Genomic DNA, 23,587 nt, shown 5'->3' with positions numbered 1-23,587 from the left:
GTACAGTTTACATGATGATAAACTAACGAGGTGATCAGCACACTACATAAGTGCGACAAGAGGAGGGCAATTTTGAAAAGGAAAATAGCAATAGCCATAATTTCTTTAGTATTGGTCATTTTATATTCGGGTTGTGTAAACACAACTGAAGATAGTATGGAAAACGAGTCACTAAATACCGATTCTTATCAAGACACAAAAGACGATACTGTTGATGAAGATTCAACAGAAAGTGAAGTGAATTCCGACAATAGCCTTACAGATATCGTTGATACAGTGGATTCATCAAAGGATGAACCTTCAGTAGAAGGAGACTCGTCTACTAATACCACAACCAGTATGAAGGACGATTATCTCAAGAAACTTAATAAAATGGAAGAAGACGATAGAAATGAAGAAGCTAAATCAACGGTAGTAGAGCTTGAGGAACAAGAAACTGAGAGATATACGAAATGGGATAAGGAATTGAACGAAATATATAAGCTGTTGGAAGAACAGCTTAGTAAAGAACAGATGGACAGTCTTAGAGAAGAACAACGAGATTGGATCACTTCTCGAGATGAAACCGCGAAGGAAGCTTCATTAAAATATGAAGGCGGCTCAACGGAATCATTAGAATATGTTGCAACACAGGCAAGTCTCACGAGGGAAAGATGTTACGAGCTAGTTGCAAGCTATATGGAGTAATGTTTACTAATAACGACGATACGTACGGGGAGATAAGCGAAAGAAGATAAAAGGAAGTTTTGAAATATTTGAAAGTGCCGCCAAAATGGTGGCTTTTTTTATTTTTGGATTATTTATCTTTACATAAGAATATATCGTACTATAAGATATAATAAAAAGGAGGTTTACCGTTGTGACTTTAAAGAACACAATTAATAATATCAATCAAAATTGGACAGATATTTATCACGCACTCCACTACGTCCATCAAGAAAATCTCTCGCACCAGGCTATACGATTATTGCAGCACATAGAGAAGAAACAAGAAACAACGATAGGTGATTTAGCGAATTATCTAGGTGTGACTCATAATACAGCTTCTGAACATATTAAAAGGCTCATTAAAAAGGGCTTTGTATCTAAAGAAAGAAGCATTGAAGATGAACGGAAAGTAATTGTCATTTTAACGAAAGAAGGAAGGGAAGTATTATATAGAAATACCCGGTTAGATAATGAAAAACTTTATAAAGTATTAGGGAACCTCAGTGCATCTGAAGTAGAAATGATAGAAAAAGCATTCGACCTTCTCAGTCAGGAGGCAAAGAAGTGTATTTAATTATAAAAATATTGGTCACAGCAATCATTATTGGCTTAGTAACAGAAGTGGCAAGAGTTTTTCCAAAGTATGGTGGGCTAATTGCTGCTTTACCTTTAGTAAGCTTGCTCAGTTTGTTTTGGCTTTATATACAAGGTGAACAAACAACCAGTCTAAGTAAATTTGCCTTAGGTGTTCTATGGGGGTTCCCTGCGACTGCTGTACTATTAATAATCGTCGTCATTTCATTGAAAGCATCTTTATCTTTATTTATTTCGATAGGTTTTGGAATTGGTGGATGGATTGTTTTTTTAACAGTTCAAGAATTCCTTCTAAAGAAGGTTACTTCATTTTTCTAAATTTGTTCTGCTTATTCGGTAGGTAAATGGGGGATACACATTTTTTCCTACGGGGGTTTACATTGCAATGATTGATAAAAAGACATATAGGCTTTTATACAAATGGAATATTCCATGAATTAAGATCCCTTTACGATGAATAAGATCATACGATCTTATTCATCCGTAAAGCTTTCTCGTAAATAAAATAATTGACTTGACACTGTTTGGTGTCGTATAATAAAAAGCGACACCAAATGGTAACGCATTAAGGGGGAGAGCGTTTTGAAAAAAATAGATGAAAAACGTGATGTTTTTGTAGCCATTGCTGATCCGACAAGGCGTAAATTAATACGTATATTGGCTGATGCGGATGAGTTGCCTTTACATGAAATAACTCCTCACTTTCAAATGGGGCGTACGGCAGTATCGAAGCATTTGCTAATTCTTAGAGAAGCGAATTTAGTGAATAAACGCAAATCAGGCAGGGAAACAAAGTATCGACTGAACCCAGAGCCGTTGCAAGAAGTGAAGGACTGGTTGTCCTTTTATGAACAATTTTGGAATGAACGAGCAACGATACTTAGGAGAATTTTGGAGGAGGAGTAACAAATGGCAGATTTATCGTTAGATTTTCAATTTAAGAGTCCGATTAATAAAGTGTGGAACGCATTAACTCATTCAGACACACTTACACAATGGGTAATGGAGAACAATTTCAAACCAATAGTGGGACATAAGTGTCAGTTTTGGAATAAGGAAATGGAGTTAGTTGTGAATTGTGAAGTGTTAGTAGTAGAAGAACCACATACCTTATCTTATACATGGATAGGAGGCCCAATTGATACCATCGTAACCTGGACGTTAAAAGAAGAAGGAGAGATAACACATTTACACCTTGAACATACTGGATTTGAAGAACAAGGGGAAGCCTATAACGGTGCGAAATATGGTTGGGCTTATAAAGTGGAAGAGCTTCAAAGAGTGTTAGAAGGAAAATCAGCAGTTCAAAAAGGAGGACATAACCTCGCGAATTTCACCGAATTTTTACAAGGAATTGATCATGAAACACATAAGGAAAGAACAGAACAAATATTCAACTGGATTACGGAAAAATATCCAAAATTAGAAACAGGAATCAAATGGAAGCAACCGATGTTTACGGATCATGGTACGTTTATTATTGGGTTTAGTGTATCAAAAAAACATTTATCTGTTGCACCAGAACAGGTAGCTATTTCACATGTTGAAGAGGATATTCAAAAGGCTGGTTATGAATATACGAAAGAGATTATTCGTATCCCCTGGAATCGTGAAGTCGATTATGAACTATTGGAGAAAATGATTGATTTTAATATTTGGGATAAGGCAAATTGTACGACGTTTTGGAGAAAGTAATCTGACCTTTAAAGGAGTGATTAAGATGGCGTTTTTCGAGATATCGTTTCCATCTTTAGAAAAAGGGATTTGCCTTTTATCGAAAGCTTTCAAGAATCAGAAGGTGTCTATACATTTCTTTTTGAAAAAGCAAAAGATGTAACTTGGAAGGCTGGTCAGCATGGCTTATTTACGATCACACATAAGAAGGTCAAAGACCATACTCGTCCATTTACAATCGCATCGGCACCTGAGGAAGATGTCATTCAACTGACGATGAAAATGAGTAATAGTGAATTTAAAAAAGCGATGTTAGCCTTAAAAAAGGGAGATACGATTAAAATGGCTGGGCCTGTAGGATCATTTCACTTAACAGAGGATCGCCCTACGATACTAATAGCTGGAGGAATTGGCATTACACCATTTCGGTCAATGCTCAAACAAATCGAGGCAGAAGGGAAAAGTCAGTCTAAACAAATTCAATTTATATATTTGGATAGCAGTAAATCATATATTTTTCAAGATGAGTTGGACGAAATGGCCAAAAAGACTTCCGTTAATTTAACCTATCTTAATGACAGAAATCAGTTAAACAAAGAATTGGATAAGTGGCTAAGCACCTATTCAAATGATGGCCATTTCTTTGTTGCAGGACCGAAGTCAATGGTAGAAGCAACAACTACATATTTACAAAAGCAGAATGTGCCTAGGAGAAATATTAATAAGGATTCATTTTGGGGATATTAGGTATTCTAGTTAGAATTATTGTATTAGTAATATAAGTTGAGACATAGAGAGTGAGAATATTGTAGCGTGCTAACATTCAGCATGCTTTTTTTGTATTGTGAAGTTTATATCTTAATGAGTTTTGAATGGTATAAAAGGGGATATTTCCTTACACCATTTGTAAGTGTTTCTAGCTTTTAATTCTCATTATAATATGTATATCGCGATTCGATCGAACGATTATCATTCCGGAAAATGATAATAAAAGGAGAGTTATACATGATCAGACAAGAGAAATTACTAGAGGTTCAAGACTTGAAAAAAAACTATGGAAAGAATAACAACATAACGAAAGCGATACAAGGGATTAGTTTGATATTCTATCAGGAGAATTTTTAGGTATAATGGGACCAAGTGGTTCTGGTAAAACGACATTATTAAACTGTATCGCAACCATTATTAAACCAACATCTGGGCGTGTGCTTTTAAATGGGGAAAACATTAGTGCTTTTGACAGTAAGAATTTAGCAGAGTATCGAGGCAGTCGAATAGGCTATTTGTTTCAAGACTTTGCCCTGCTAGATAATTTAACTGGACAAGAGAATATCCTATTACCGCTGTCTATTCATGGAGTAGAATTTGCAAAAGCACGTGCTAAATTAGAGGAGCTAGCAGATTTTTTAGAAATTACTGATATTCTTCATAAATTCCCTTCACAGATGTCAGGGGGACAAAAGCAAAGGGTAGCTGCTGCTCGTTGCTTAATTTCTGAGCCAGATATCGTCCTTGCAGATGAACCAACAGGAGCACTGGACACACGATCTGCAAGAACGTTAATGAATAAGTTGGAAGGGATTAATAAAAGTAGTGATAGAACGATTTTAATGGTCAGCCACGATCCTAATGCAGCGAGTTTTTGCTCAAGAATCTTGTTTATTCAAGATGGGGTTATCTTCCATGAGCTGCGTCGCAAACAGGCTGAGTCACAGGATCAATTTTATGAGAGAATCTTGCAGGTGCTAGCACAGCTTGGAGGAGGAAGTGCAAATGTTCTCTAAGTTGATTTATCGTAATGCCAAACGAAGTCGCAAGGAGAATGCCATCTATTTTGCAACGCTTGTAACAGCAGTGGCATCATTTTATATTATTCTTTCGTTGGGGAAACAAGATATTATTTTATTTTTAAGGGAATTTGAAAGTGATGCGATCGATACACTTTTAGCTGAAATGCAAATTGTCTATGTATTTGCCTTATTTTTATTGTTTTTCTTAATTTTTATTTGCTAACCGGTACCAATTAAATCGAAGGGGTAAAGAGTTTGGACTCTATCTTATGTTAGGAATGCGCAAGGAGCGTCTTGTTCTGCAACTAATCGCAGAGGGGCTCATTACTTCTATTCTAGCACTCATAGCAGGCCTTTTCATTGGTGGATTTTTAGCAGAAATCATTAGCTTGACGGTTTCTAAAATGGTCGGACAAGGAATCATCGGCCATCAAATAAGTTTGTCGATCAGTGCGATTGTCTTTACGATTATTGGTTTTTTATTTATCCAATTTATTGCATTATTCATCCTTGGTAGACGATTTTTCCACCAAGAGGTACATCAACTACTTTATGAGCAAATCGATAAGAAAACAGATATGGGGCACGTGAAAGGAAACGTCATCTATATTTTAATAGGTTCTATCCTGCTAGGTGTTGCTTATTGGATTGTTCTTTATCATTTTATGGACTTTGCAGGGCTGTCTATATTTGCAGCATTGGCTCTCGGAAGTGTAGGAACGACCCTATTCATGAAAGGATTTGCAAAGCTATTAGGTTTATGGGCAAGCATGTCTGAACGCAAATTGACGAAAGGACTGCACACCTTTACAATCAGGCAGCTACAAGAGAACGTGGCGAATCGCTCGACTTCTGTTGCCGTAACCTCAATTCTCATCACACTGTCCATCATTTTGATCGCAAATGGTGCTTCAACGATGTTGAGCTCGGGAAGTCATTTATATAATAGAGACTCCTCGCTATATGACTTTACGGTTAACGGAGGTAGCGAAAAAGTCGAGCAATTTCTAACTTCAGGCAAAATGGTGCCGTATGTAGAGGACTTAAACCTCCTAGAAATGGGAAGGATGAACCATCAGGGTGAGCACCCAGAAGATGGCATGTCGTTGTCATTAGTGGATTGGTCTCCTTTAAGAGAGCAGCTTATTATGGCATTACCTAATGGCTATAAAGAGCAACTTTTATCTGGGGAGATGCAAGGATATAGTATTAGTTTGGAAAACCCTGAAGTACTTAATGTGATTGGAGTATTAGAAATTGATACAACAGCTCCTAACCTTATTCCAGAGTCTTCCTATAATGGACTGTTAGAAGCGATAGGAGAAAAGCCGCTGAACCTCGATTCAGACGAAATTGCTTTATACTTTAATCCTGATTTTATGCCGATGGAGCATTTAGATCGCATGCCAGAACTAGATGATATTCTCGAAAAGGCTGCAAAAGAAGGGCAAAGCTTAATGAGCATTAATGATGAAGCAATTAATATACGCCCATCGATTCCAATGAGAGGATTAGTGGCAGATCGTTCAGTAGAAATTTACTCAGCATTTATCGTCCCTGATCCTATGTTTGCGCAATTGGTTAATACGGAAACCTATGTATCTTATTGGAATTTCCGCATTCCACAACAGCTGCAAGAGCAGCAAGGATTAATGATCCCAATGATGGAGGCAAGAGACGTATTAAAATCTTCAGACTTTGAGTTTGAAAGTTATTTACAAAACTTTGGCCGTAAATTGTTCTATGTTGTCGCTGGAAGTTATACGACACTCTATATGGGCTTTTTATTCTTAATAATTGCTTGTACAGTATTGGCTTTACAATTTTTGACGCAAATGAAACAGACAGGTCAACGCTATTTAACGCTTTCCATGTTGGGAGCAAAACGTCAGCAAATGAAGAAATCAATGCGTAGACAAGTATTATGGACCTTTCTGTTACCGATGTCGCTTGCATGTGTTAGTGGTGCAGTTGGCATAAAGGCTATGATTTCTAATGTGGTTGTTCACATTGGAGACAATGGGCACCTGTATCCGATTGCCATAACAGTTGCGTGTCTGGTTATTTTCATTGTCGCCATTTATGGAGTAGCGGTTGCCCGTTCAGCAGATCATGAAATCGATAAATTACGTTGGAAACCGAATATGGATTAAGAATACGTTCATATTCAGATAAAGGAGGTGCTAAAGTGGCAAAGATTACAATTGTAGAAGATGATTTATGGATGAGAGAAGAATTAATTGATACATTGCAAAAGGCTGGATATGAAGCAGTAGCGATTACAAATTTCCGTGATATAACCCAACAATTAGCCACTTTGGCACCGGACTTAGTCTTGTTAGACATCAATTTACCTGAACAATCAGGATTTGAAATATGCAAAAGTTTAAAAGCAAAAGGGATAGGACCAATATTAATTCTTACATCTAGAGATAAGCTGCAGGATGAATTACATGGACTACATTTAGGGGCAGATGATTATCTTACTAAACCATGTAATCGAGATCGATTGCTAGCACGAATTCAGAACCTGCTAAGAAGATTTGCAGGCCAACGAGGCTTGATCGACGGTGGTAGCTTTTTACTAGATCCCAATACGTTTACTTTGTATAAAGGCTCTCATTCGTTATTATTATCGTCTAATGAAGGGAAAATTCTGTTGGCTTTAGTGGAGAATAGACCTGAGATTGTAACTAAGTCAACATTGAGTGAGCGACTTTGGGGAACGGCACAATATATAGATGAAAATGCACTACAAGTAAATCTCACTCGCTTACGAAAAACATTGCGGCAAATACAATTGGAGGATCAAATTGAAACAATAAGAGGTCAAGGGTATCGACTTAGGGGGGAAGGTAACCATGAAATGGATAAAGCCAATTTATGATCTTTCTCATGCTTATAAACAATGGTTTCTAATAGTAGTTGTTACAAACCTCCTATATATTTTTTTAGCTTGGTTAGCTTACCCTGAAACCTTTAACGTGTTAATAGGTCTCATGATTGTTTATACGCTAGCGATGATCGTGATGTCTGTATTGATTATTAATAGAAAGCAAAAAGTATTAGAAGCTGCCTTTGAAGATTTTATATTAGAACCAAATGAGACGAATGAAGAAATATTATGTAGAGTATCTCCTCGGACAAATTGGCCATTTATCCGAGAAGTAGGGAACGTCCTAAGATCCAATCAAGCGGAAATAAATGAACAAATGATGGAGTTGGCCGATTATGAAAACTATATAGAAGGATGGGTTCACGAAATGAAAAAGCCATTGTCATTGATGACATTGGTATTAGATAACCGCAGTGACGAAATGTCTCAACTCGTTAAGCACCGCATGCTTCACGTCAGAGATCAATTGCACGGGGACGTAGAGCGAATATTGTATTATGCAAGACTTGGAGCTGCCCATAAAGATTACATTTTTGATTCTATAAGTTTACTAGCATTATGTAAACAGACAGTGGATAACCATCAAACCCTTTTAGATGAATCTGGTTTTCAAATACAGTTTATCGGTGAAGAGATGGATGTTGTATCTGACCGCAAGGGGTTAGCTTTTATAGTAGAGCAATTCATCGCCAATAGTACGAAATACATTACAGGGAAAGAGAATCCTATTCTGAAATTTGAAACTGCTTATGACAAGGTCAGTAGTCAAACGATTTTAACGATTAGTGACAATGGGCCAGGTGTAGCCGAAGAGGATTTACCGTTTATTTTTGATAAGGGCTTTACTGGCGAAAGAGGTACGTATACTAAACAAGCTACAGGTATGGGACTTTTCTTAGTGAGCAAGATGGCTAATGATTTAGCTATTCAGTTGGATGCGAATTCAGAGCTTGGTTCGGGGTTAGCGATAGCGTTGAAATTTCCACATGTGAAACGATAAACGGTCATTAAGCAGGAGCATAGGTTGTCTTTCTCTTGTAGGTGTCATTTTAGCAGTTAGTAAGTGAGAGCCCAAAAGGAATGTAATCCTTTGGGCTTTCGTTGTCAGAATTAACTCTCGTTTATCTCTTTCCAAAATCGATCCTTTGTTTCTTGTATGCTCAAAACGCCAATGTTTCCTTCTTTGTGTTTTCGTAACGATAAGGATTGGTTCTCCTGCTCTTTATCGCCGATCACAATCATATATGGAATCTTTTGTTTTTCAGCTTCTCTAATTTTCAACCCCATTTTCTCAGCCCTGTGATCAATTTCTACACGTATCCCTGCTACCTCTAGTTGAGATTTCACATCATTTGCATAAGCTAAATGAGAATCTGAAATAGGAATGACTTTTGCTTGGATTGGAGCGAGCCAAAGAGGGAACTCTCCAGCGTAATGTTCGATTAGAATAGCCATAAAACGCTCCACGGAGCCAAATATAGCTCTATGAATCATAACTGGTTGGTGAAGGTTATTGTCTTCTCCTACATATCCACAGTTAAATTTTTGCGGCATCTGAAAATCTAATTGAACCGTTCCGCATTGCCAGCTTCTCCCAAGAGAATCTAAAATATGAAAATCAATCTTTGGACCGTAAAAGGCACCATCGCCTTGATTAATTTGATAGCTTACTTCTTTATCCTTTAATACAGTTTCCAAAGCTAATTCGGCTTGATCCCAAATTCCTTTAGAACCCAAATATTCTTCGGGTCTTGTTGATAGCTCTACCTTATAGTCAAAACCAAAGTGGGAGTAGAACTCATCAATGAGTACAAGTATTTTCTCTATTTCAGCTTCAATCTGGTCAACGCGAACAAATAAGTGTGCATCATCTTGAGTAAATGAACGAACTCGTAAAAGGCCATTTAATGAACCTGAAAGCTCATGCCTATGGACAACACCAAGCTCTGCAAAACGGATAGGCAATTCTCTGTAGCTTCTTCGTTTACTATTATAAATTAAAATGGCTCCAGGACAGTTCATTGGCTTGATTGCATAATTTTGTTCATCGACATCGGAGAAGTACATGTTCTCCTGATAGTGATCCCAATGACCAGACTGTTCCCAAAGCTCCTGTTTCATCATAATAGGTGTTTTAATTTCTTTATATCCAGCCTGTTGGTGTTTCTTTCGCCATAGATGTTCAAGTTCATTCCGAATCACCATTCCATTTGGCAAGAAAAAGGGCATTCCAGGTGCCTCTTCCATTGAAGTAAAGAGCTCTAATTCTTGACCAAGCTTTCTATGATTTCTTTTTTCTGCTTCCAATTGATTACTCATCATAATCCCCCTAATTTGCATTTTGATATAAAAAACCACACTCCTCCCAACAATAGGGACGAGTGTGGTCGTGGTTCCACCCTGATTCCATAAACCATTCAAAGGAATGAATTATGCTCAAAAAAGGTAACGGATTTCCCGATTATAGATACTATGTGTCATACATTTCCCTATAATAGCTCCAAGGTGGTAAACCATTCCCTTTTCTTCAGGCTTTCAGCCAATGACCCTGTTCTCTGATTAAGAAAATGAAGAATGATTCATGTCCTTTTCAACGCCAAATGAATTTTTATAATATAAAAAACCACACTCCTCCCAACAATAGGGACGAGTGCGGTCGTGGTTCCACCCTGATTCCATAAACCATTCAAAGAATGAATTATGCTCAAAAAAGATAACGGATTTCCCGATTATAGATACTATGTGTCATACATTTCCCTATAATAGCTCCAAGGTGGTAAATCACTCCTATTTCTTCAGGCTTTCAGCCAACGACCCTGTTCTCTAATAAGAAATGAAAGAACGATTCATGTCCTTTTCTTAGCTCAATTTCGTTTTACGATTAATTGTTCCCAATGATAATACACATATTAAGGAAGGTCAAGATAATTATTTTGAATAGATTCGCTCAGAATCATTGACGTTACATATGATCAAAGAGGCTGTTGATCTATTTTTATATGAATTGGACCGGGAGTTAATAAGAAACTATCGTTTTCATATAGATGATTTCATAAACCGTAGACGTTTTTTTGGAATATAGATTGGACTTATTGTTATCAATAAGCACTTTTGGATGTTTGTTAATTGTAAGAGGGGGAACCTTTTTGACTAGCGTTAATGTTAAGTTGCAACAAAACTAACAAAGAAAATCGATATAATTGCCAGTGATAATAAAATCGAGACTAGTATGATGTGTTTTGATGAAACACTTCTACTGGTCTCTTTTTTTTGGGTTTTTAGCTTATATCACTTAAATTAAAACTAATAAATAGTTGCATGATGTTTTAAGTGTGTATATAATGTGTATATAGTATATATACATTATATGAGGATTGATGAATTCTATGGATTGCTCATCGATCTAGGTGAATGATCAAAATGATGGAGAGTGAGAGGAGGAGAGTGCAATTGTCACGTACAGAAAAAGCACCTCAGGTTATTAAAGTAAGACAATGGGTAATCACTATAGGATTATTTGTAATCGTGCAATTGGTATTTTTTGTTGTTGATGGTACGTCATTAGAGCCAAATATAAACGATAGTAATAATTTATTTTTTAGAGTTGCAAGATGGCTCTTAGATTCAAAGCTTTTTACAGAATGGATTACCCCTTACTCGTATCCGTTTTTTAATATGTTCACGACCCTTCATGTTATTGCGATACTCATTTCAGCATTAACAGATTTCATTATGAAGGTGTTTCCAAAAAAATAAGAAGAGGTATTTGCATGCAAATTATTATTTCTAATCGTTCTAAGGAGCCCATTTATGAGCAGATTACAAACCAAATAAAATCAGCTATTTTAGCTGGTGAATTACCTGAAGGAACGGCATTACCTTCTATACGTCAGCTTGCTAAGGATTTGCAAATTAGTGTGATAACGACAAAGCGTGCTTATGAAGAGTTAGAAAAGGCCGGATTTATTTATTCGATAGTCGGCAAAGGCTCCTTTGTCGCTGAGCAAAATTTAGAGGTTATTAGGGAGAAGAAGCTAAAGGTGATTGAGGAGCAGTTAAGTGCCGTCATCACCAATAGCAGGGAAATTGGGCTTACGCTTGATGACCTGCAGCAATTATTGAAGCTTTTATATGAGGAGTGAACGGAATGGAATATGTAGTGGAGTTAAACAATGTCACGAAAGTCTTCAAAGGTTTTTCCGTTGAAAATATGAATTTAAAAGTGAAGCAAGGCTTTGTTAACGGATTTATTGGAGCAAATGGTGCGGGTAAATCAACCACGTTAAAAATGATGTTAAATCTATTAAAGCCAGACAGCGGGGAAGTGAAGCTTTTTGGCTTGGATTATAAGAACCATGAGAAGGAGATTAAAGAGAGAATTGGATTTGTTTACGATAGTAATGTATTTTATGAAGGACTGAACTTAAAAGATATTAAACGCATCGTTGCACCTGCTTATAAACGATGGATGATGCGATATTTAATCGATATATAGAGCAATTCGAATTACCACTGAATAAAGCAATAAAGACTTTTTCAAAAGGGATGCAAATGAAGGCTTCATTGGCGATGGCACTATCTCATCATGCTGAGTTGATCATTATGGACGAACCGACAGCTGGCCTCGATCCAATTTTTAGACGAGAGCTGCTTGAGTTGTTACATGAATTAATGCTCGATGGTAAACGGACGATTTTCTTCTCTACACATATTACGACAGATTTAGATCGTATCGCCGATTATATCGCTTTCATACAAGAAGGAAAATTAGTATTTCACCAGTCAGTTCATGATATTGCTGAAAACTATGCACTCGTGAAAGGTGGAGTTGATCTGCTTGATCGAGATACGGAAAAAGCCTTTGTTCATATTCAACGTGCACCTACAGGATTTGAGGCTTTAACAGATAACATTAAGGAAGTGAAAGAAACGTTCGGCGAGACAGTTGTGATTGAACGAGCATCTTTGGAAGAGATTATGTATCATATGAAAGGAAGTAAAAGCTATGTTTAATTTAATAAGGCGTGATGTCATACTTCAGAAATGGCAGATAATCATCTTTATCCCTGTTATCCTGTTTTTTATCATTTTTGGCTCACATGATCCAGCTTTTATTTTTGTGCTGGCAAGTGTTTTTATTCCTTTTAACACATTTTATTACGATGAAAAAACAGAGTCGAATATTTTATTGAATTCTTTGCCTTATACACGCTCAGAGATTATCGCTTCACGCTATCTAGGTGCGATTATCTATATGGCTTTATCGATTGGGGTGGCAAGTTTAGGAATGTATGTATTTAATAAACCGTTTACGACAGGTGATATTGCACTTGGTGCAGGCTTATTTTTAGTATTTGCTGCGTTGACGTTTCCTCTATTTCAAATTTTAAAACCAGGCTACATTACAACAGTTGTCTTAATTACCTTTATTGTGTTGTCGATACTAAGTGGCTATATTGTGTCGTTTATTAATGAACATTTAACAGCATTCATGGATTTTATTGCTAGCCTGGCTGTACCAATTTTATACATGGGTGCTGTGGTTGTGGTAATGACCATTTATGCAATCTCTTGGGGAGTTACGACGATTATTTATGAGCGTAAAGCGTTTTAGTAGGTATTGAAAATAGTTTAATTGGCTGTTCTAAAAGGTGAAAGGAGACCTATTGGGACAGTCTGTTTTTTTCGTTCTTCATACTCTAAAAAGCCATATTATAAGAAAAAAAGTGTCCTATTGTTTAAAAACGCTCATATAAGTGAATATTTTGAAAAATAATCTTCATTAATTTTTTTGAATAAATATGTTTGTATATTTGTGTAATAGCTTACAAGTATCTTATTTTTGCATAAACATGCAAGGTCAAGTGTTAAAAATGATTATTTGAATGTTCTGATTTTGATATTGTGTTATAGTTTTCTTTGTGATTTCTTTGTTTTTATCTGCTGTTCTTTAGTTGGTGTATTGTGAATGAATAAGAACGTTGCATAAACGGTGTATAGAACGTAAGGAGATCGTATTCAAAAGGAGGGTTCACATGGAGCATAGTTTGACGACAGCTACTTGGATATTACTATTCGTACCAATGCCGCTGTTAATCGTGTTATCGATTTTGACGTTAAAGAAAAAAGAGGAGTGAGTGAACTGTGGAACTTGCCACGTTAATAACGTTTATTATTTATCTTGTTGGTATGCTCGGAGTAGGTTTGATTGCCTACCGAATGACGAACAATTTATCAGATTACGTGCTTGGGGGTCGTCGTTTAGGTGGAAGTGTAGCCGCTCTTAGTGCTGGTGCGTCTGATATGAGTAGCTGGTTGTTGTTAGGGTTACCGGGTGCTTTATATGTTGGTGGTATGGGAGAAATTTGGCTTGCTGTTGGTTTGGCGATTGGTGCGTATTTAAATTGGCAGTTTTTAGCTGCTCGTCTACGAAACTATACGGAAATCGCAAAAGATTCGATTACACTACCAGACTTTTTAGAAAATCGGTTTCATGATCGGTCAAAAATTTTGCGTATCGTATCGGCCTCGTGATTTTAGTTTTTTTCACATTTTACACGTCTGCAGGACTAGTTGGAGGGGCATTGCTATTTGAAGCTTCCTTTGAAATTTCGTATATTAGGGCACTGTGGATTGGTGCCATTGTCATTATATCGTATACGTTTTTAGGTGGATTTTTAGCTGTAAGCTGGACCGATTTCTTTCAAGGGATTTTGATGTTTTTAGCACTCATTATTGTTCCGTTCGTAGCTATTAATAAAATGGGTGGCTTTGGTGAAACAATAAACGCGGTCGGTGCGATTGATATTGCTTATTTAGATGCGTTCCAAGGAGTGACTGTAATCGGAGTTGTCTCTTTGTTAGCGTGGGGCCTAGGATATTTTGGCCAACCACACATCGTAACTCGCTTTATGGCGGTAAAATCATTAAAGGAAATTCCAAAAGCTCGGTTTGTCGGAATGACTTGGATGGTTCTCGCTTTATTTGGAGCCATTTTCACAGGATTTGTTGGTATTGCCTATTTCTCTGCCAATGGCCCAGGTCCTGTCATCGCAAATGGGGATCACGAAACAGTCTTTATCCTGTTTACGCAAATTTTATTTGATCCATGGGTATCGGGCTTTCTATTAGCAGCTATTTTATCGGCGATTATGAGTACGATTGATTCACAACTGCTTGTATCATCGAGTGCGTTAGCGGAGGACTTCTATAAAGGCTTAATTCGGAAGGATGCTTCGCAACAGGAACTCGTCTGGATTGGTCGTATCGGAGTTGTTGTGATCGCTCTGATCGCAGTTGCCTTAGCCTATAATCCGAAAAGCACTGTGCTTGACCTTGTTAGTTATGCATGGGCAGGCTTCGGTGCAGCATTCGGCCCGGTCTTATTGCTATCGCTCTTCTGGAAGCGTATGACACGAAACGGTGCTCTTACAGGTATGGTTGTTGGCGGTGTCACAGTCATTATTTGGGCAGAGTTAACGAAATGGTTTAACCTCAGTGCCGAGCAATATCCGATTCTCGGACTTTATGAAATCATTCCTGGGTTTCTCCTAGCACTAATGGCGGTTATCGTAGTTAGTCTTCTAGGTCAAAAACCGACGCAAGACATCCAAGAAGAATTTGAAAAGGCAAAAACAAGAATGATTTAGGATGAGAGCCTGTCAGCGTAGTTGGCAGGTATTTTTCTATCATCATGGTATCAAACGTCTCATATTGGTAGTAATTAGTTATATACAATCAAATCATGGGAATTCCACAATATATCCCAATAGACAAATCTTGCAGGTGATATGCTATCAATTGATTTATTATCGTAGTTTAAGAGATATGTGTTACGAACAGTCAGTAGCAATGAATAAGTTTTAACTTTTATTGGTGCAAAAGTATGGATAGGTTAAACTTGTTTAGTAGTAAGAACTGTTTACCACATCCATTCAATGACAAATGTAACTACTAACAGAAATTAGGAATTGTCATACTGAAAGCATCAATTAGGAAAGGATGAACTATATGACAATTGCATCTTTGCAAGGTGTATTGAAACGTTATGGCTCATTTGTTGCACTAGATTATATTGATCTGGATATTCAAAAAGGTGAGATTATAGGTTTGCTCGGACCAAATGGTGCAGGCAAAACAACATTAATTCAAACATTAACCGGTATGATCCCTTTTGAAGGTGGGAAAGTGGAACTTTTCGGGCAATCGAAAAATCCCTTTTCAAATATGAATAAGGAAAAAATAGGCCTTGTTACGCAGGAGATTACCGTGTTTGATGAATTAACTGCCAAGGAGAACTTACATTTTTTTGCGGGTGTTTATGGGCTAAAAGGGGAAGAAAGGAAAAAAAGAGTCGATCAGGCACTTAAATTTGTCGGTTTAGAGGATAAAGGAGATAAGATACCAAGTAAATTTTCTGGAGGAATGAAGCGTCGATTAAATATCGCTTGTGCATTAACTCATCAGCCCAAGCTACTAATTTTGGATGAGCCTACTGTAGGGATTGATCCACAATCAAGGAACTATATTTTAGAAGCAGTGAAAAAGTTAAGAGATGATGGGACGACGATATTATATACAACTCATTATATGGAGGAAGTTCAAGCCATTGCCTCACGCGTCGTCATAATGGATCAAGGCCAAATTATAAAAGAGGGAACAGTAGAGGAGCTCATTCGAACCGTCCAGCATGAAGAAAAAGTACAGATCGATGTGACAGATGCTAGTAAAGTCCCATTGAAAAGCTTAGAAGCCGTTTCTGGTGTAAAAAAGGTTGTCGTTACAGGAAATCAATTAACTATCATTTCGGCAGTAGGTTCAGGTAATTTAGATCGGATCATTTCGCTTGTCAAGGAGCATGCAGGGGTAATCGGGATTCAAGCAGACAAACCAAACTTAGAAGCGGTCTTTTTAACGTTAACAGGGAAGCAGTTAAGGGATAAGGGGGAAGAATCATGAGAGTTCTTTCAACGATTCCATTCACGTTAATAAGAATGCTTAGAAACTACATTGTTTTATTGCTACTGCTCGTAGTGCCGATTATCTTGCTTACAGTGTTCTCTGTTATTCTTTCTGGCTATACAACAGAAACAGGGGAACCTTATATTAATCATCAGGCAGTGATTATGGTGCTTGTTTTCCAGATGTTTGGTGGTTCCATTGTGATGTCTTATATTTATGCTGATTTTTTTCAGTTTCATAAAATCATCAATATTTTACCTTTTAACAAAACAATGTACGCATTTTCAATCATGATGTGTGGAACGGCTTTTTCTGTATTGCTAGGGATTATTTTAATGGTGTTTACGCAATTTGTTCTGGGCGTTCATTGGGAGAATTGGCTTTGGGCGATCTATAACATTGCTTTGTTGGCGATTTTATCAAGTGTCGTTTGCTTGATCTTTACATTTTCTTTTAAAAACTACAAGGTGGCAGAACGGTTAAGCGAAGTGTATGGGGTTGGCTTTATTTTGTTAGCTGGATTATTTTTCCCTATGCCAAAGAACGCTGTTTTTGATTTTTTCGGAACTTATGGAAATCCACTTACGTTGGCGGTCGGAGCTATTCATGAGATGGCTCATTCGAATTCAGGAGGGGCTTGGTATCAAGCAAATATTCTTTTAGTGGCGATCATCGTTTTGTTTATTGTCATGCTAGTTGTTGGTAGGAGGAGAATAGCATGACGATTTTCCGCTTTGCTTTGAAAAGAAGTTTTAGTAATAAAACGAATTTCATTTTACTCATGCTATTTCCGATCGCCTGTATATTTTTGCCAAGCGGAGAAGAGTGGCCATTTCTCCCTTATGGTTATCAGTATTTTGGGATTTTGTTATTGTTTGTCGGTATACGTTTAGTCTCGATTATCCTTGAGGATCGGAATAAAGGTGTTGTGAAGCGTTTAGCCGTTGCTCCGATCAGTCATTTCCACTATTTAAGTCAAAACCTTTTAGCTTATGCTGTTATCTTAATTGTACAATGTGTGATCGTCGTTTACGGGGGCGTCCTTTATGGACAAGAGCTGTATCAACCGAACTGGCTTTTGCTTTTGTTTGTGTCATTTAGCTTTGCTTCCTTGTCTATCGCACTAGCATGGGTTTCTATCTATCGGAATAAAGAGATATCGTTTCTTGTCTATATGTCATTGATCTTTTTAGTCGTAGTTTTAGGTGGATTAATGATTTCAGTCGAGATATTTCCTGATTTTTTAAAAAGAATGGCCGTTATATTTCCGACCTACTGGTTAGCTCAAGGACTAGATTGGATAGTTTTTGGGGGAAATGCGATTCGATTTTCTACTCATTAATGGTGTACTATGGTTATATACAATTGTATTTCTTATAATTGGAAGTGCAAGGAGAATCAATTGATAAAGGTGGGGGATAGATGAATAAGCTAAAGGAACCGATGCACTTTGTAAATGGTTGGCGCTTTTTAACGTTAGCTGTGCTGACTCATTTATGGATTATCGGTCAATTCATGAATGGCTCGTTTATCTTGATCCTCCTCTTATTCATTATGACGAGTTTGCGGTGGCGTTTTGCGTTACCCGCTTGGTCGGCTTTATTTGATCTATTCTTCTGTTTCTTGTTCGCTCCTTATACAGATGTTGGATATTATGGTATTGTACTGCCGATGTTTGAACTTGCCCTAGTAGGTAAAAGTCTCTTTTCCCTTTTGCTTTTTACTCCTTTATTGTTTTTACCAACGTCGTCAGACTTACTGTTTTGGTTCTTTTTTCAAGCGTTCTTTTTTGGAGTTTTTGCCTATCAAACGTTGAAGAATCAACAAACGTACAAATTAGAAGCAGATGAACAACGCAAGGCACGGTATGAATTAGAACGAATAAAGCTAGATTTATTAGCAGCTAATCAATCCGTTTCCAAACAAGCTGGACTCATGGAAAGATTTCGGATTTCAAGGGAGCTTCATGATCACCTAGGGCATGATTTAACAGGAGCGTTACTGGCCTTACAAGCTTATGAATATGTCAAAAATCCTAAGGACGCCGAAATGCTGTTAGAGCAAGTGAAAGATCGTTTAGAACGAAGCACCAAAAGATTAAGAGAAACGGTTCATAATATCACACCGACGACACTTATCGGAGTAGAAAATTTAGAAGCGATTGTGCAACAAATTAAGCACATTAATGTGCAATGGAAAAAGACCGGAAATATGCTACAAGTCCCTGCTTATATATGGAGTCTGTTAGAAGTATGTTTGAAGGAGGCTTTTACAAATGTCGTTCGGCATAGTAATGCAACGAAGGTTGAAGTCGATTTAAATGTTACGGATACGATTGTAAGGCTAGGTATCCAAGATGATGGGACCCTTTCTAATAGAAGTCAAACAGGGAGTGGTTTAAGAAGCTTGCAAATGAGGGCTCGATCTTTAGGAGGTAGTGTATCAATTAATCGAGATAATGGGTTTTTGCTCGTCTGCGTTATCCCGTTAGAAAAGGAGGAATTGGTAGATGAAACTTTTAATAGTTGATGATGATCCCTTGTTTGCCAAAGCTTACAGCTCTTACTGGGGAAGGAAGAAGACTTTGACATTGTTCATCTAGCGACAAATGGTCAAGAAGCGATTGAGTTTTGCACAAAAGAACAACCAGACGTTATATTAATGGATATTCAAATGCCGATCATGGATGGAATTGAAAGCACGAAGAAAATAAAAGATCAGTGGCCGCGTGTCTCAATCATGATGCTCACTACATTTCAGGATGAAAGGAATATTCGACTAGCCTTAAAGGCAGGTGCAGAAGGATACTTGCTGAAGTCAGCATCTGTTGAAAATATGGCACAACAAATTAGAGCAATAAAAGCAGGCTCAACGGTGTTAGATGCGGACGTTTTAAAAACGATTGTGCAGCCAGATAGAAAAGCGCTCGAGGGCTTAACCGAGCGGGAGACGGACATTGTCGAATTAGTAGCACAAGGACTTTCCAATAAAGAAATAGCTGAACAGCTTTTCTTAAGTGACGGAACAGTTCGAAACACGTTATCGATCGTCCTAGATAAATTAGAGATTCGAGATAGAACACAACTTGCGATTTACTATTTGCAAAGACAAAATGGATGAAAGACTGTATCTTTATTCACTTAATGTGATAAATGAAACAGTCTTTTTATTTGTACATAACAATTGTCCCCGGAGAGGCTATTCACTAGCTACTAAAAATTAAAACGAGCTTTTTTTTTTGCATGGTATTATCAAAAGTCTATTGACGATCGAAATTATATCAAGTATATTTTAGGTACTAAAGTGAAGGGAGTGTTTTGGATGTACAGACCAGGCTTTACATTATGGTACAGTGTTAGCAATCTTGAACGCACATTATCATTTTACACGGAACAATTAGGTTTTGAAGTTGATTCTTATGACAAAGAAAATGGGATGGCAAGTGTGCATACGAATACAAAGGATTGTTTCATCGGATTTTCTGAAGCTGAACAAGTAGTTCCTTCAACAGCGGCAGCCGTTATTGAGGTAGAGGATATTGATGCTGCAGTTATAGAGCTTAAGAAAAAAGGGATTACGTTCAACGGTGATGTGACCACTATACCAGGTTATGCGAAATTGATTACATTCCAAGATCCGGATGGACATAATTTCGAGCTATCCCAAGTAGTGATGGATTCGTAATGAATCAAGTCGCTCAAATGGTTCACATCACGAAAGAGCTTTCCGGAAAATGGACGATTCCGATTTTATTGACACTTGAAAAATCAGGTGGCCGATTCACACCATTAAAGAATAACTTGCAAATTGCCCCTTCTAGATTAAGCAACAACTTGAAATCGATGGTAGAGTCAGGTCTTGTCCAACAAATATCTCCTTTTGAGCGGAATCACCCATTACTCCCCGAATATGAGCTTACCGAAAAAGGACGCATTATGAGAGAGGCTGCTCTTATTATTGCTCACTCTGAGCATCAGCTAGGCCAGGGGTTTCTCGCTGCAAAAGCATGGAATTGGCCGGTATTAATAGCCCTTTATCATCACTACCATGAGTTCAATTCCATCCGCCAATTATTACAAACCGCTACACCACGTATCCTCTCAACACGACTGAAAGAACTTCACGAAGGAGCATTAGTGAATAAAACATTGACAATAGATCCGACACCTAAATATACGTATGCTCTGAACGACCGTACTGAACCGACGCTTCAGGTGGTTAATCGAGAGTTGGCGGCAATACTATAGGCTGCTTTCGATTTTAAGAAAGTTGCAAGTAAACAACAGTCTTAAAATGATCGTAACGAAATTCATAATAAAAAGAAGCAGAGGACGATTCTGCTTCTTTTTGCGTGCTTTTCTTTCTGTTCTCGGTAAGCACCTGGTATGAGGCTATAGCTACAATCTGAATCGGTGACAAATACCGGTTGTTGATCATTAAATTTCTTGACACTGACACTAGTGTCATCCTTTAAGCTGGTAATCGAAGCAGGCTTTATTAAATATACCTGCTCGACAGATTTTATCCAAAACTGAAAGGGTGGGAACGATGAATGTATCACTTTTACCGAAAGAACCGGTTTTGTTAATCGGAGGATCGGGTGTCGTTGGTACAGTCGCTGCAAAAACATTGCGTAAGCTTCAGCCAGAATTGCCAATTACGATTGGTGCCCGTGATTTACGAAAAGCTGAGAGGGTGGCTGAGCAGATTGGAGGTACAGAAGTAGCACAGATCGATCTTGAGAGACCGGATTTAGGGTTGTCAGGTGAAAAAAAGTTTAGTGCAGTTTCAATGTTTATAAAAGATAAGTCGCTTCATTCGTTAAAATATGCACAAAAAGAAGGGATTCCTTATCAGAATATTTCGGGTGCTGCTATTGAGTTAAGTCCGGAAATCGCCCATTTTGTAAATCATCCTACAAGTGCCCCCATTTTAATGAATAGCTATTGGTTAGCTGGAACGGTTACTCTTGCGATCCTTTCTATTGCTCGGGAGTTTTCATCAGTCGATTCAATTAAAATAGCGGCATTGTTAGATGAACAGGATGTAGGTGGTCCAGCAGCTTATGATGACTTCAAGAGATTATCGAAAGCAGGTCCTTACGCATTGATGTTAAAGGATGGAAAATGGAATTGGTCAGTTGATGATGATAGAATGCGTCAGTTTGAAAGTGTAGACGGAATGGTGTTTCAAGGAGAGGCCTATTCGGCTCCTTTGGATGTCGCTGGTTTAGCTGTTGCGACAAATGCCAAGTCGATTCGTTTCGATTTTGCATTGGGAGAAACTGCTTCACGACGTAGGGGTGAGCCATTTTCAATTGAAACGATTATTGAAATAAATGGTGAGAAGCAAAACGGATTATTCGGCAATTTTCGGTACGAAATTGTCCATCCAAAAGGGCAAGTGCCAATGACCGCCTTGGGCGTAGCAGTTGGACTGGAGCGTTTACTTGGACTTGTTGGTGCTCCTCCCTCTGTTAAAGCAGGGTTATATTTCCCTGAAATGTTGATAGAACCTTCATATATGATACAACGTTTGAAAGAATTTGGTACGAATATTTCTCATAGGATAATAAAAAAAGATTAGAAACGTTTCTTCATGAGCAGTAAGATGGAAGCTAGTCCATTTATGTGAGGCAGTTAGTATAGGAAAAAGGAGAAAGGAGAGGACCATGGAAGCTAATAAAGCGATTGTCGCTCTTTCTGGCAGTATACGTGAGAATTCATCTACTCTAAGAACGCTGAACAGTCTTCAAAAGTACATTTCCAATGAATGTAATTATATCATTTATAATGAATTGCATAAGCTACCTCACTTTAATCCAGATTTAGACGGAGAAACACCTCCAGCCAATGTCCAATCATTTCGGTCTCTATTGGATCAAGCAGATGCTGTCGTGATTTGTACACCAGAATATATAAAGGGAGTACCAGGAGTTTTAAAAAATGCATTGGAATGGTTAGTATCATCAGCTACTTTATACGAAAAACCAGTAGCAGTCATTACGTCTTCTGGAGGAGGAGAGCATGCGCATCAGGCATTGCAATTGAATCTAAGTATGCTTCAAGCACATGTGTCTAATGAGTGGACGTTGCTCATTTCTGGTGTAAATAGTAAACAAAATAAGAATGGCGAGTATGTAAGAGAAGAAGTAGTTGAGTCGTTGCAGAAATTAATCGCTACCTTCGCAAAGCAAATGTAATCAAAATAGTTAATATGGTCATCGAGTAGGAGATTAACCTCCAACTCGATGACCAGTTTTCCACATAGATTTTAATTGGGGGTTACTGCTTTTTTAGTATCCTCTGCTTTCCCTGCAAGCTGAACACAAGCAAGTCCAATGATAATTAAGGTTATCCCAAGAATTTGGATGTTTGTCAGTGAATCTCCAAGCAATGTCGCTCCAATTAAAGCTATTGTTAAAACGCCAACTCCAGACCATATCGCATATCCAATGCCAATATTCATTCCATGTCTAAGACTAAGTGAAAAAAGATAATAAGAGGCTACAGCGAAGACTATTGTGATTGTTGTCGGTACTAAGGCGGTAAACCCTTCTGTGTAACGGGATGCAATAGCTGCAGCAATCTCTAAGAAAACGGCTGTAAACAAATAGAAATATTTCATACTAAAACACCTCCATTGCACCAATTTCTAGTAGAACAACTCCTACTATGATAAGGATTACACCAAGAACTTGTGCTTTAGTCAGAATTTCTTTAAAGAAAACCCAACCCCAAATGGCAATGAGTGTTACTCCAACGCCTGACCATATTGCATAGCCGATACCAATGTTTAACCCGAACTTAAGACTAATTGCAAAGAAAAAATACGCAGCAATAATAGTAACAATGGTTATACTGCTTGGGATAATCCTTTTAAATCCGTTTGAATACCGGCTAGAAATGGCTCCAATCAATTCTGCAAAAATCGTTAATGCTAAAAAAAGATAAACCAATTAAAT

The 23,587-nt window shown here is 37.7% G+C and carries 26 protein-coding genes and 4 pseudogenes; 26 read left to right on the top strand and 4 right to left on the bottom strand.

Annotation, left to right across the window (positions count from 1 at the left end; all coding sequences use genetic code 11):
* Window positions 1–72: 72 nt before the first annotated feature.
* From JCM19034_RS09155 to JCM19034_RS09105, 12 genes and pseudogenes are all read left to right on the top strand, one after another.
* Window positions 73–687 carry a lysozyme inhibitor LprI family protein gene (locus tag JCM19034_RS09155; RefSeq protein WP_231686886.1) on the top strand — a complete coding sequence of 205 codons (615 nt, stop codon included), beginning with the start codon at window positions 73–75 and terminating at the stop codon, window positions 685–687.
* Between the two features lie 172 nt (window positions 688–859).
* Window positions 860–1,282: a MarR family winged helix-turn-helix transcriptional regulator gene (locus JCM19034_RS09150; RefSeq protein ID WP_062049089.1), complete on the top strand. Its 423-nt coding sequence runs from the start codon at window positions 860–862 to the stop codon at window positions 1,280–1,282.
* Window positions 1,273–1,620 carry a DUF3147 family protein gene (locus tag JCM19034_RS09145; RefSeq protein ID WP_062049088.1) on the top strand — a complete coding sequence of 116 codons (348 nt, stop codon included), beginning with the start codon at window positions 1,273–1,275 and terminating at the stop codon, window positions 1,618–1,620. Before JCM19034_RS09150 ends, JCM19034_RS09145 begins: the two co-directional genes overlap by 10 nt.
* A 264-nt stretch (window positions 1,621–1,884) precedes the next feature.
* Window positions 1,885–2,208, top strand: a complete 324-nt coding sequence (locus tag JCM19034_RS09140; RefSeq protein WP_062049086.1) for a helix-turn-helix transcriptional regulator — start codon at window positions 1,885–1,887, stop codon at window positions 2,206–2,208.
* Between the two features lie 3 nt (window positions 2,209–2,211).
* Window positions 2,212–2,580: pseudogene (locus tag JCM19034_RS24020) on the top strand (SRPBCC domain-containing protein); the annotation flags it as partial.
* A gap of 75 nt (window positions 2,581–2,655) precedes the next feature.
* On the top strand, window positions 2,656–2,997 hold the full coding sequence (locus JCM19034_RS09130; protein ID WP_370621871.1) for an iron chaperone: 342 nt from the start codon (window positions 2,656–2,658) through the stop codon (window positions 2,995–2,997).
* Window positions 2,998–3,066: 69 nt separating this feature from the next.
* A complete protein-coding gene (locus tag JCM19034_RS09125) occupies window positions 3,067–3,723 on the top strand; it encodes an FAD-dependent oxidoreductase (protein WP_231686885.1) in 657 nt (218 codons plus the stop codon).
* Between the two features lie 258 nt (window positions 3,724–3,981).
* Window positions 3,982–4,760: pseudogene (locus JCM19034_RS09120) on the top strand (ABC transporter ATP-binding protein).
* Window positions 4,750–4,989 (top strand): hypothetical protein, encoded by a 240-nt coding sequence (locus JCM19034_RS23050; RefSeq protein WP_231686884.1) that lies wholly within the window; start codon window positions 4,750–4,752, stop codon window positions 4,987–4,989. The pseudogene JCM19034_RS09120 and the gene JCM19034_RS23050 overlap by 11 nt, the downstream one beginning before the upstream one ends.
* A gap of 46 nt (window positions 4,990–5,035) precedes the next feature.
* Window positions 5,036–6,919 carry an ABC transporter permease gene (locus JCM19034_RS09115; protein ID WP_231686883.1) on the top strand — a complete coding sequence of 628 codons (1,884 nt, stop codon included), beginning with the start codon at window positions 5,036–5,038 and terminating at the stop codon, window positions 6,917–6,919.
* Window positions 6,920–6,954: 35 nt separating this feature from the next.
* Window positions 6,955–7,653: a response regulator transcription factor gene (locus tag JCM19034_RS09110; protein WP_082393904.1), complete on the top strand. Its 699-nt coding sequence runs from the start codon at window positions 6,955–6,957 to the stop codon at window positions 7,651–7,653.
* A complete protein-coding gene (locus JCM19034_RS09105) occupies window positions 7,628–8,662 on the top strand; it encodes a sensor histidine kinase (RefSeq protein ID WP_062049082.1) in 1,035 nt (344 codons plus the stop codon). The genes JCM19034_RS09110 and JCM19034_RS09105 overlap by 26 nt, the downstream gene beginning before the upstream one ends.
* Window positions 8,663–8,772: 110 nt before the next feature.
* On the opposite strand, the gene thrS is transcribed toward JCM19034_RS09105, so the two are convergent.
* A complete protein-coding gene (gene thrS, locus JCM19034_RS09100; protein ID WP_062049080.1) occupies window positions 8,773–9,981 on the bottom strand; it encodes a threonine--tRNA ligase in 1,209 nt (402 codons plus the stop codon).
* A gap of 1,131 nt (window positions 9,982–11,112) precedes the next feature.
* Between thrS and JCM19034_RS09095 the strand changes: the two genes are divergently transcribed.
* The 12 genes and pseudogenes from JCM19034_RS09095 to JCM19034_RS09040 all read left to right on the top strand — a co-directional run bounded on the left by JCM19034_RS09095 (window position 11,113) and on the right by JCM19034_RS09040 (window position 20,870).
* Window positions 11,113–11,418 carry a YfzA family protein gene (locus JCM19034_RS09095; RefSeq protein WP_062049078.1) on the top strand — a complete coding sequence of 102 codons (306 nt, stop codon included), beginning with the start codon at window positions 11,113–11,115 and terminating at the stop codon, window positions 11,416–11,418.
* A 14-nt stretch (window positions 11,419–11,432) separates the two neighbouring features.
* Window positions 11,433–11,804: a GntR family transcriptional regulator gene (locus JCM19034_RS09090; RefSeq protein WP_062049076.1), complete on the top strand. Its 372-nt coding sequence runs from the start codon at window positions 11,433–11,435 to the stop codon at window positions 11,802–11,804.
* A 5-nt stretch (window positions 11,805–11,809) separates the two neighbouring features.
* A pseudogene (locus JCM19034_RS09085) lies at window positions 11,810–12,675 on the top strand (ABC transporter ATP-binding protein).
* Window positions 12,668–13,276 carry an ABC-2 transporter permease gene (locus JCM19034_RS09080; RefSeq protein WP_062049074.1) on the top strand — a complete coding sequence of 203 codons (609 nt, stop codon included), beginning with the start codon at window positions 12,668–12,670 and terminating at the stop codon, window positions 13,274–13,276. The pseudogene JCM19034_RS09085 and the gene JCM19034_RS09080 overlap by 8 nt, the downstream one beginning before the upstream one ends.
* A 530-nt stretch (window positions 13,277–13,806) precedes the next feature.
* Window positions 13,807–15,311, top strand: a pseudogene (gene putP / locus JCM19034_RS09075) (sodium/proline symporter PutP).
* A gap of 361 nt (window positions 15,312–15,672) precedes the next feature.
* Window positions 15,673–16,620 carry an ABC transporter ATP-binding protein gene (locus JCM19034_RS09070; protein WP_062049072.1) on the top strand — a complete coding sequence of 316 codons (948 nt, stop codon included), beginning with the start codon at window positions 15,673–15,675 and terminating at the stop codon, window positions 16,618–16,620.
* Complete coding sequence (locus JCM19034_RS09065) at window positions 16,617–17,345, top strand: ABC transporter permease (RefSeq protein ID WP_062049070.1); 729 nt, start codon at window positions 16,617–16,619, stop codon at window positions 17,343–17,345. Before JCM19034_RS09070 ends, JCM19034_RS09065 begins: the two co-directional genes overlap by 4 nt.
* Window positions 17,342–17,965: an ABC transporter permease gene (locus JCM19034_RS09060; protein ID WP_231686882.1), complete on the top strand. Its 624-nt coding sequence runs from the start codon at window positions 17,342–17,344 to the stop codon at window positions 17,963–17,965. The genes JCM19034_RS09065 and JCM19034_RS09060 overlap by 4 nt, the downstream gene beginning before the upstream one ends.
* 80 nt (window positions 17,966–18,045) lie before the next feature.
* On the top strand, window positions 18,046–19,152 hold the full coding sequence (locus JCM19034_RS09055) for a sensor histidine kinase (protein ID WP_062049068.1): 1,107 nt from the start codon (window positions 18,046–18,048) through the stop codon (window positions 19,150–19,152).
* 36 nt (window positions 19,153–19,188) lie between these two features.
* Window positions 19,189–19,743: a response regulator transcription factor gene (locus tag JCM19034_RS09050; RefSeq protein ID WP_156323930.1), complete on the top strand. Its 555-nt coding sequence runs from the start codon at window positions 19,189–19,191 to the stop codon at window positions 19,741–19,743.
* Window positions 19,744–19,944: 201 nt separating this feature from the next.
* Window positions 19,945–20,307, top strand: coding sequence for a VOC family protein (locus tag JCM19034_RS09045; protein ID WP_062049066.1), 363 nt, complete (start codon window positions 19,945–19,947; stop codon window positions 20,305–20,307).
* Window positions 20,307–20,870, top strand: coding sequence for a helix-turn-helix domain-containing protein (locus tag JCM19034_RS09040; protein WP_062049064.1), 564 nt, complete (start codon window positions 20,307–20,309; stop codon window positions 20,868–20,870). The genes JCM19034_RS09045 and JCM19034_RS09040 overlap by 1 nt, the downstream gene beginning before the upstream one ends.
* A 13-nt stretch (window positions 20,871–20,883) precedes the next feature.
* Here the strand turns inward: JCM19034_RS09040 and JCM19034_RS21710 are convergent, their stop codons facing one another.
* Entirely contained in the window at window positions 20,884–21,081 is a 198-nt protein-coding gene (locus tag JCM19034_RS21710) for a hypothetical protein (RefSeq protein ID WP_156323929.1), read from the bottom strand.
* A 90-nt stretch (window positions 21,082–21,171) separates the two neighbouring features.
* On the opposite strand from JCM19034_RS21710, the gene JCM19034_RS09035 reads away from it, so the two are divergent.
* Both JCM19034_RS09035 and JCM19034_RS09030 read left to right on the top strand, forming a co-directional pair.
* Complete coding sequence (locus JCM19034_RS09035; RefSeq protein WP_062049062.1) at window positions 21,172–22,209, top strand: hypothetical protein; 1,038 nt, start codon at window positions 21,172–21,174, stop codon at window positions 22,207–22,209.
* Between the two features lie 85 nt (window positions 22,210–22,294).
* Window positions 22,295–22,825, top strand: a complete 531-nt coding sequence (locus tag JCM19034_RS09030; RefSeq protein ID WP_062049060.1) for an NADPH-dependent FMN reductase — start codon at window positions 22,295–22,297, stop codon at window positions 22,823–22,825.
* A 71-nt stretch (window positions 22,826–22,896) separates the two neighbouring features.
* On the opposite strand, the gene JCM19034_RS09025 is transcribed toward JCM19034_RS09030, so the two are convergent.
* Entirely contained in the window at window positions 22,897–23,250 is a 354-nt protein-coding gene (locus JCM19034_RS09025) for a multidrug efflux SMR transporter (protein ID WP_062049058.1), read from the bottom strand.
* A 1-nt stretch (window position 23,251) separates the two neighbouring features.
* Window positions 23,252–23,581: a multidrug efflux SMR transporter gene (locus JCM19034_RS09020; protein ID WP_062049056.1), complete on the bottom strand. Its 330-nt coding sequence runs from the start codon at window positions 23,579–23,581 to the stop codon at window positions 23,252–23,254.
* Window positions 23,582–23,587: the final 6 nt, after the last annotated feature.

It is taken from the genome of Bacillus sp. JCM 19034 (assembly GCF_001310635.1).
Classification (GTDB): domain Bacteria; phylum Bacillota; class Bacilli; order Bacillales; family Bacillaceae_D; genus Halalkalibacter.
This window is presented reverse-complemented; position numbering and strand designations above follow the sequence as displayed.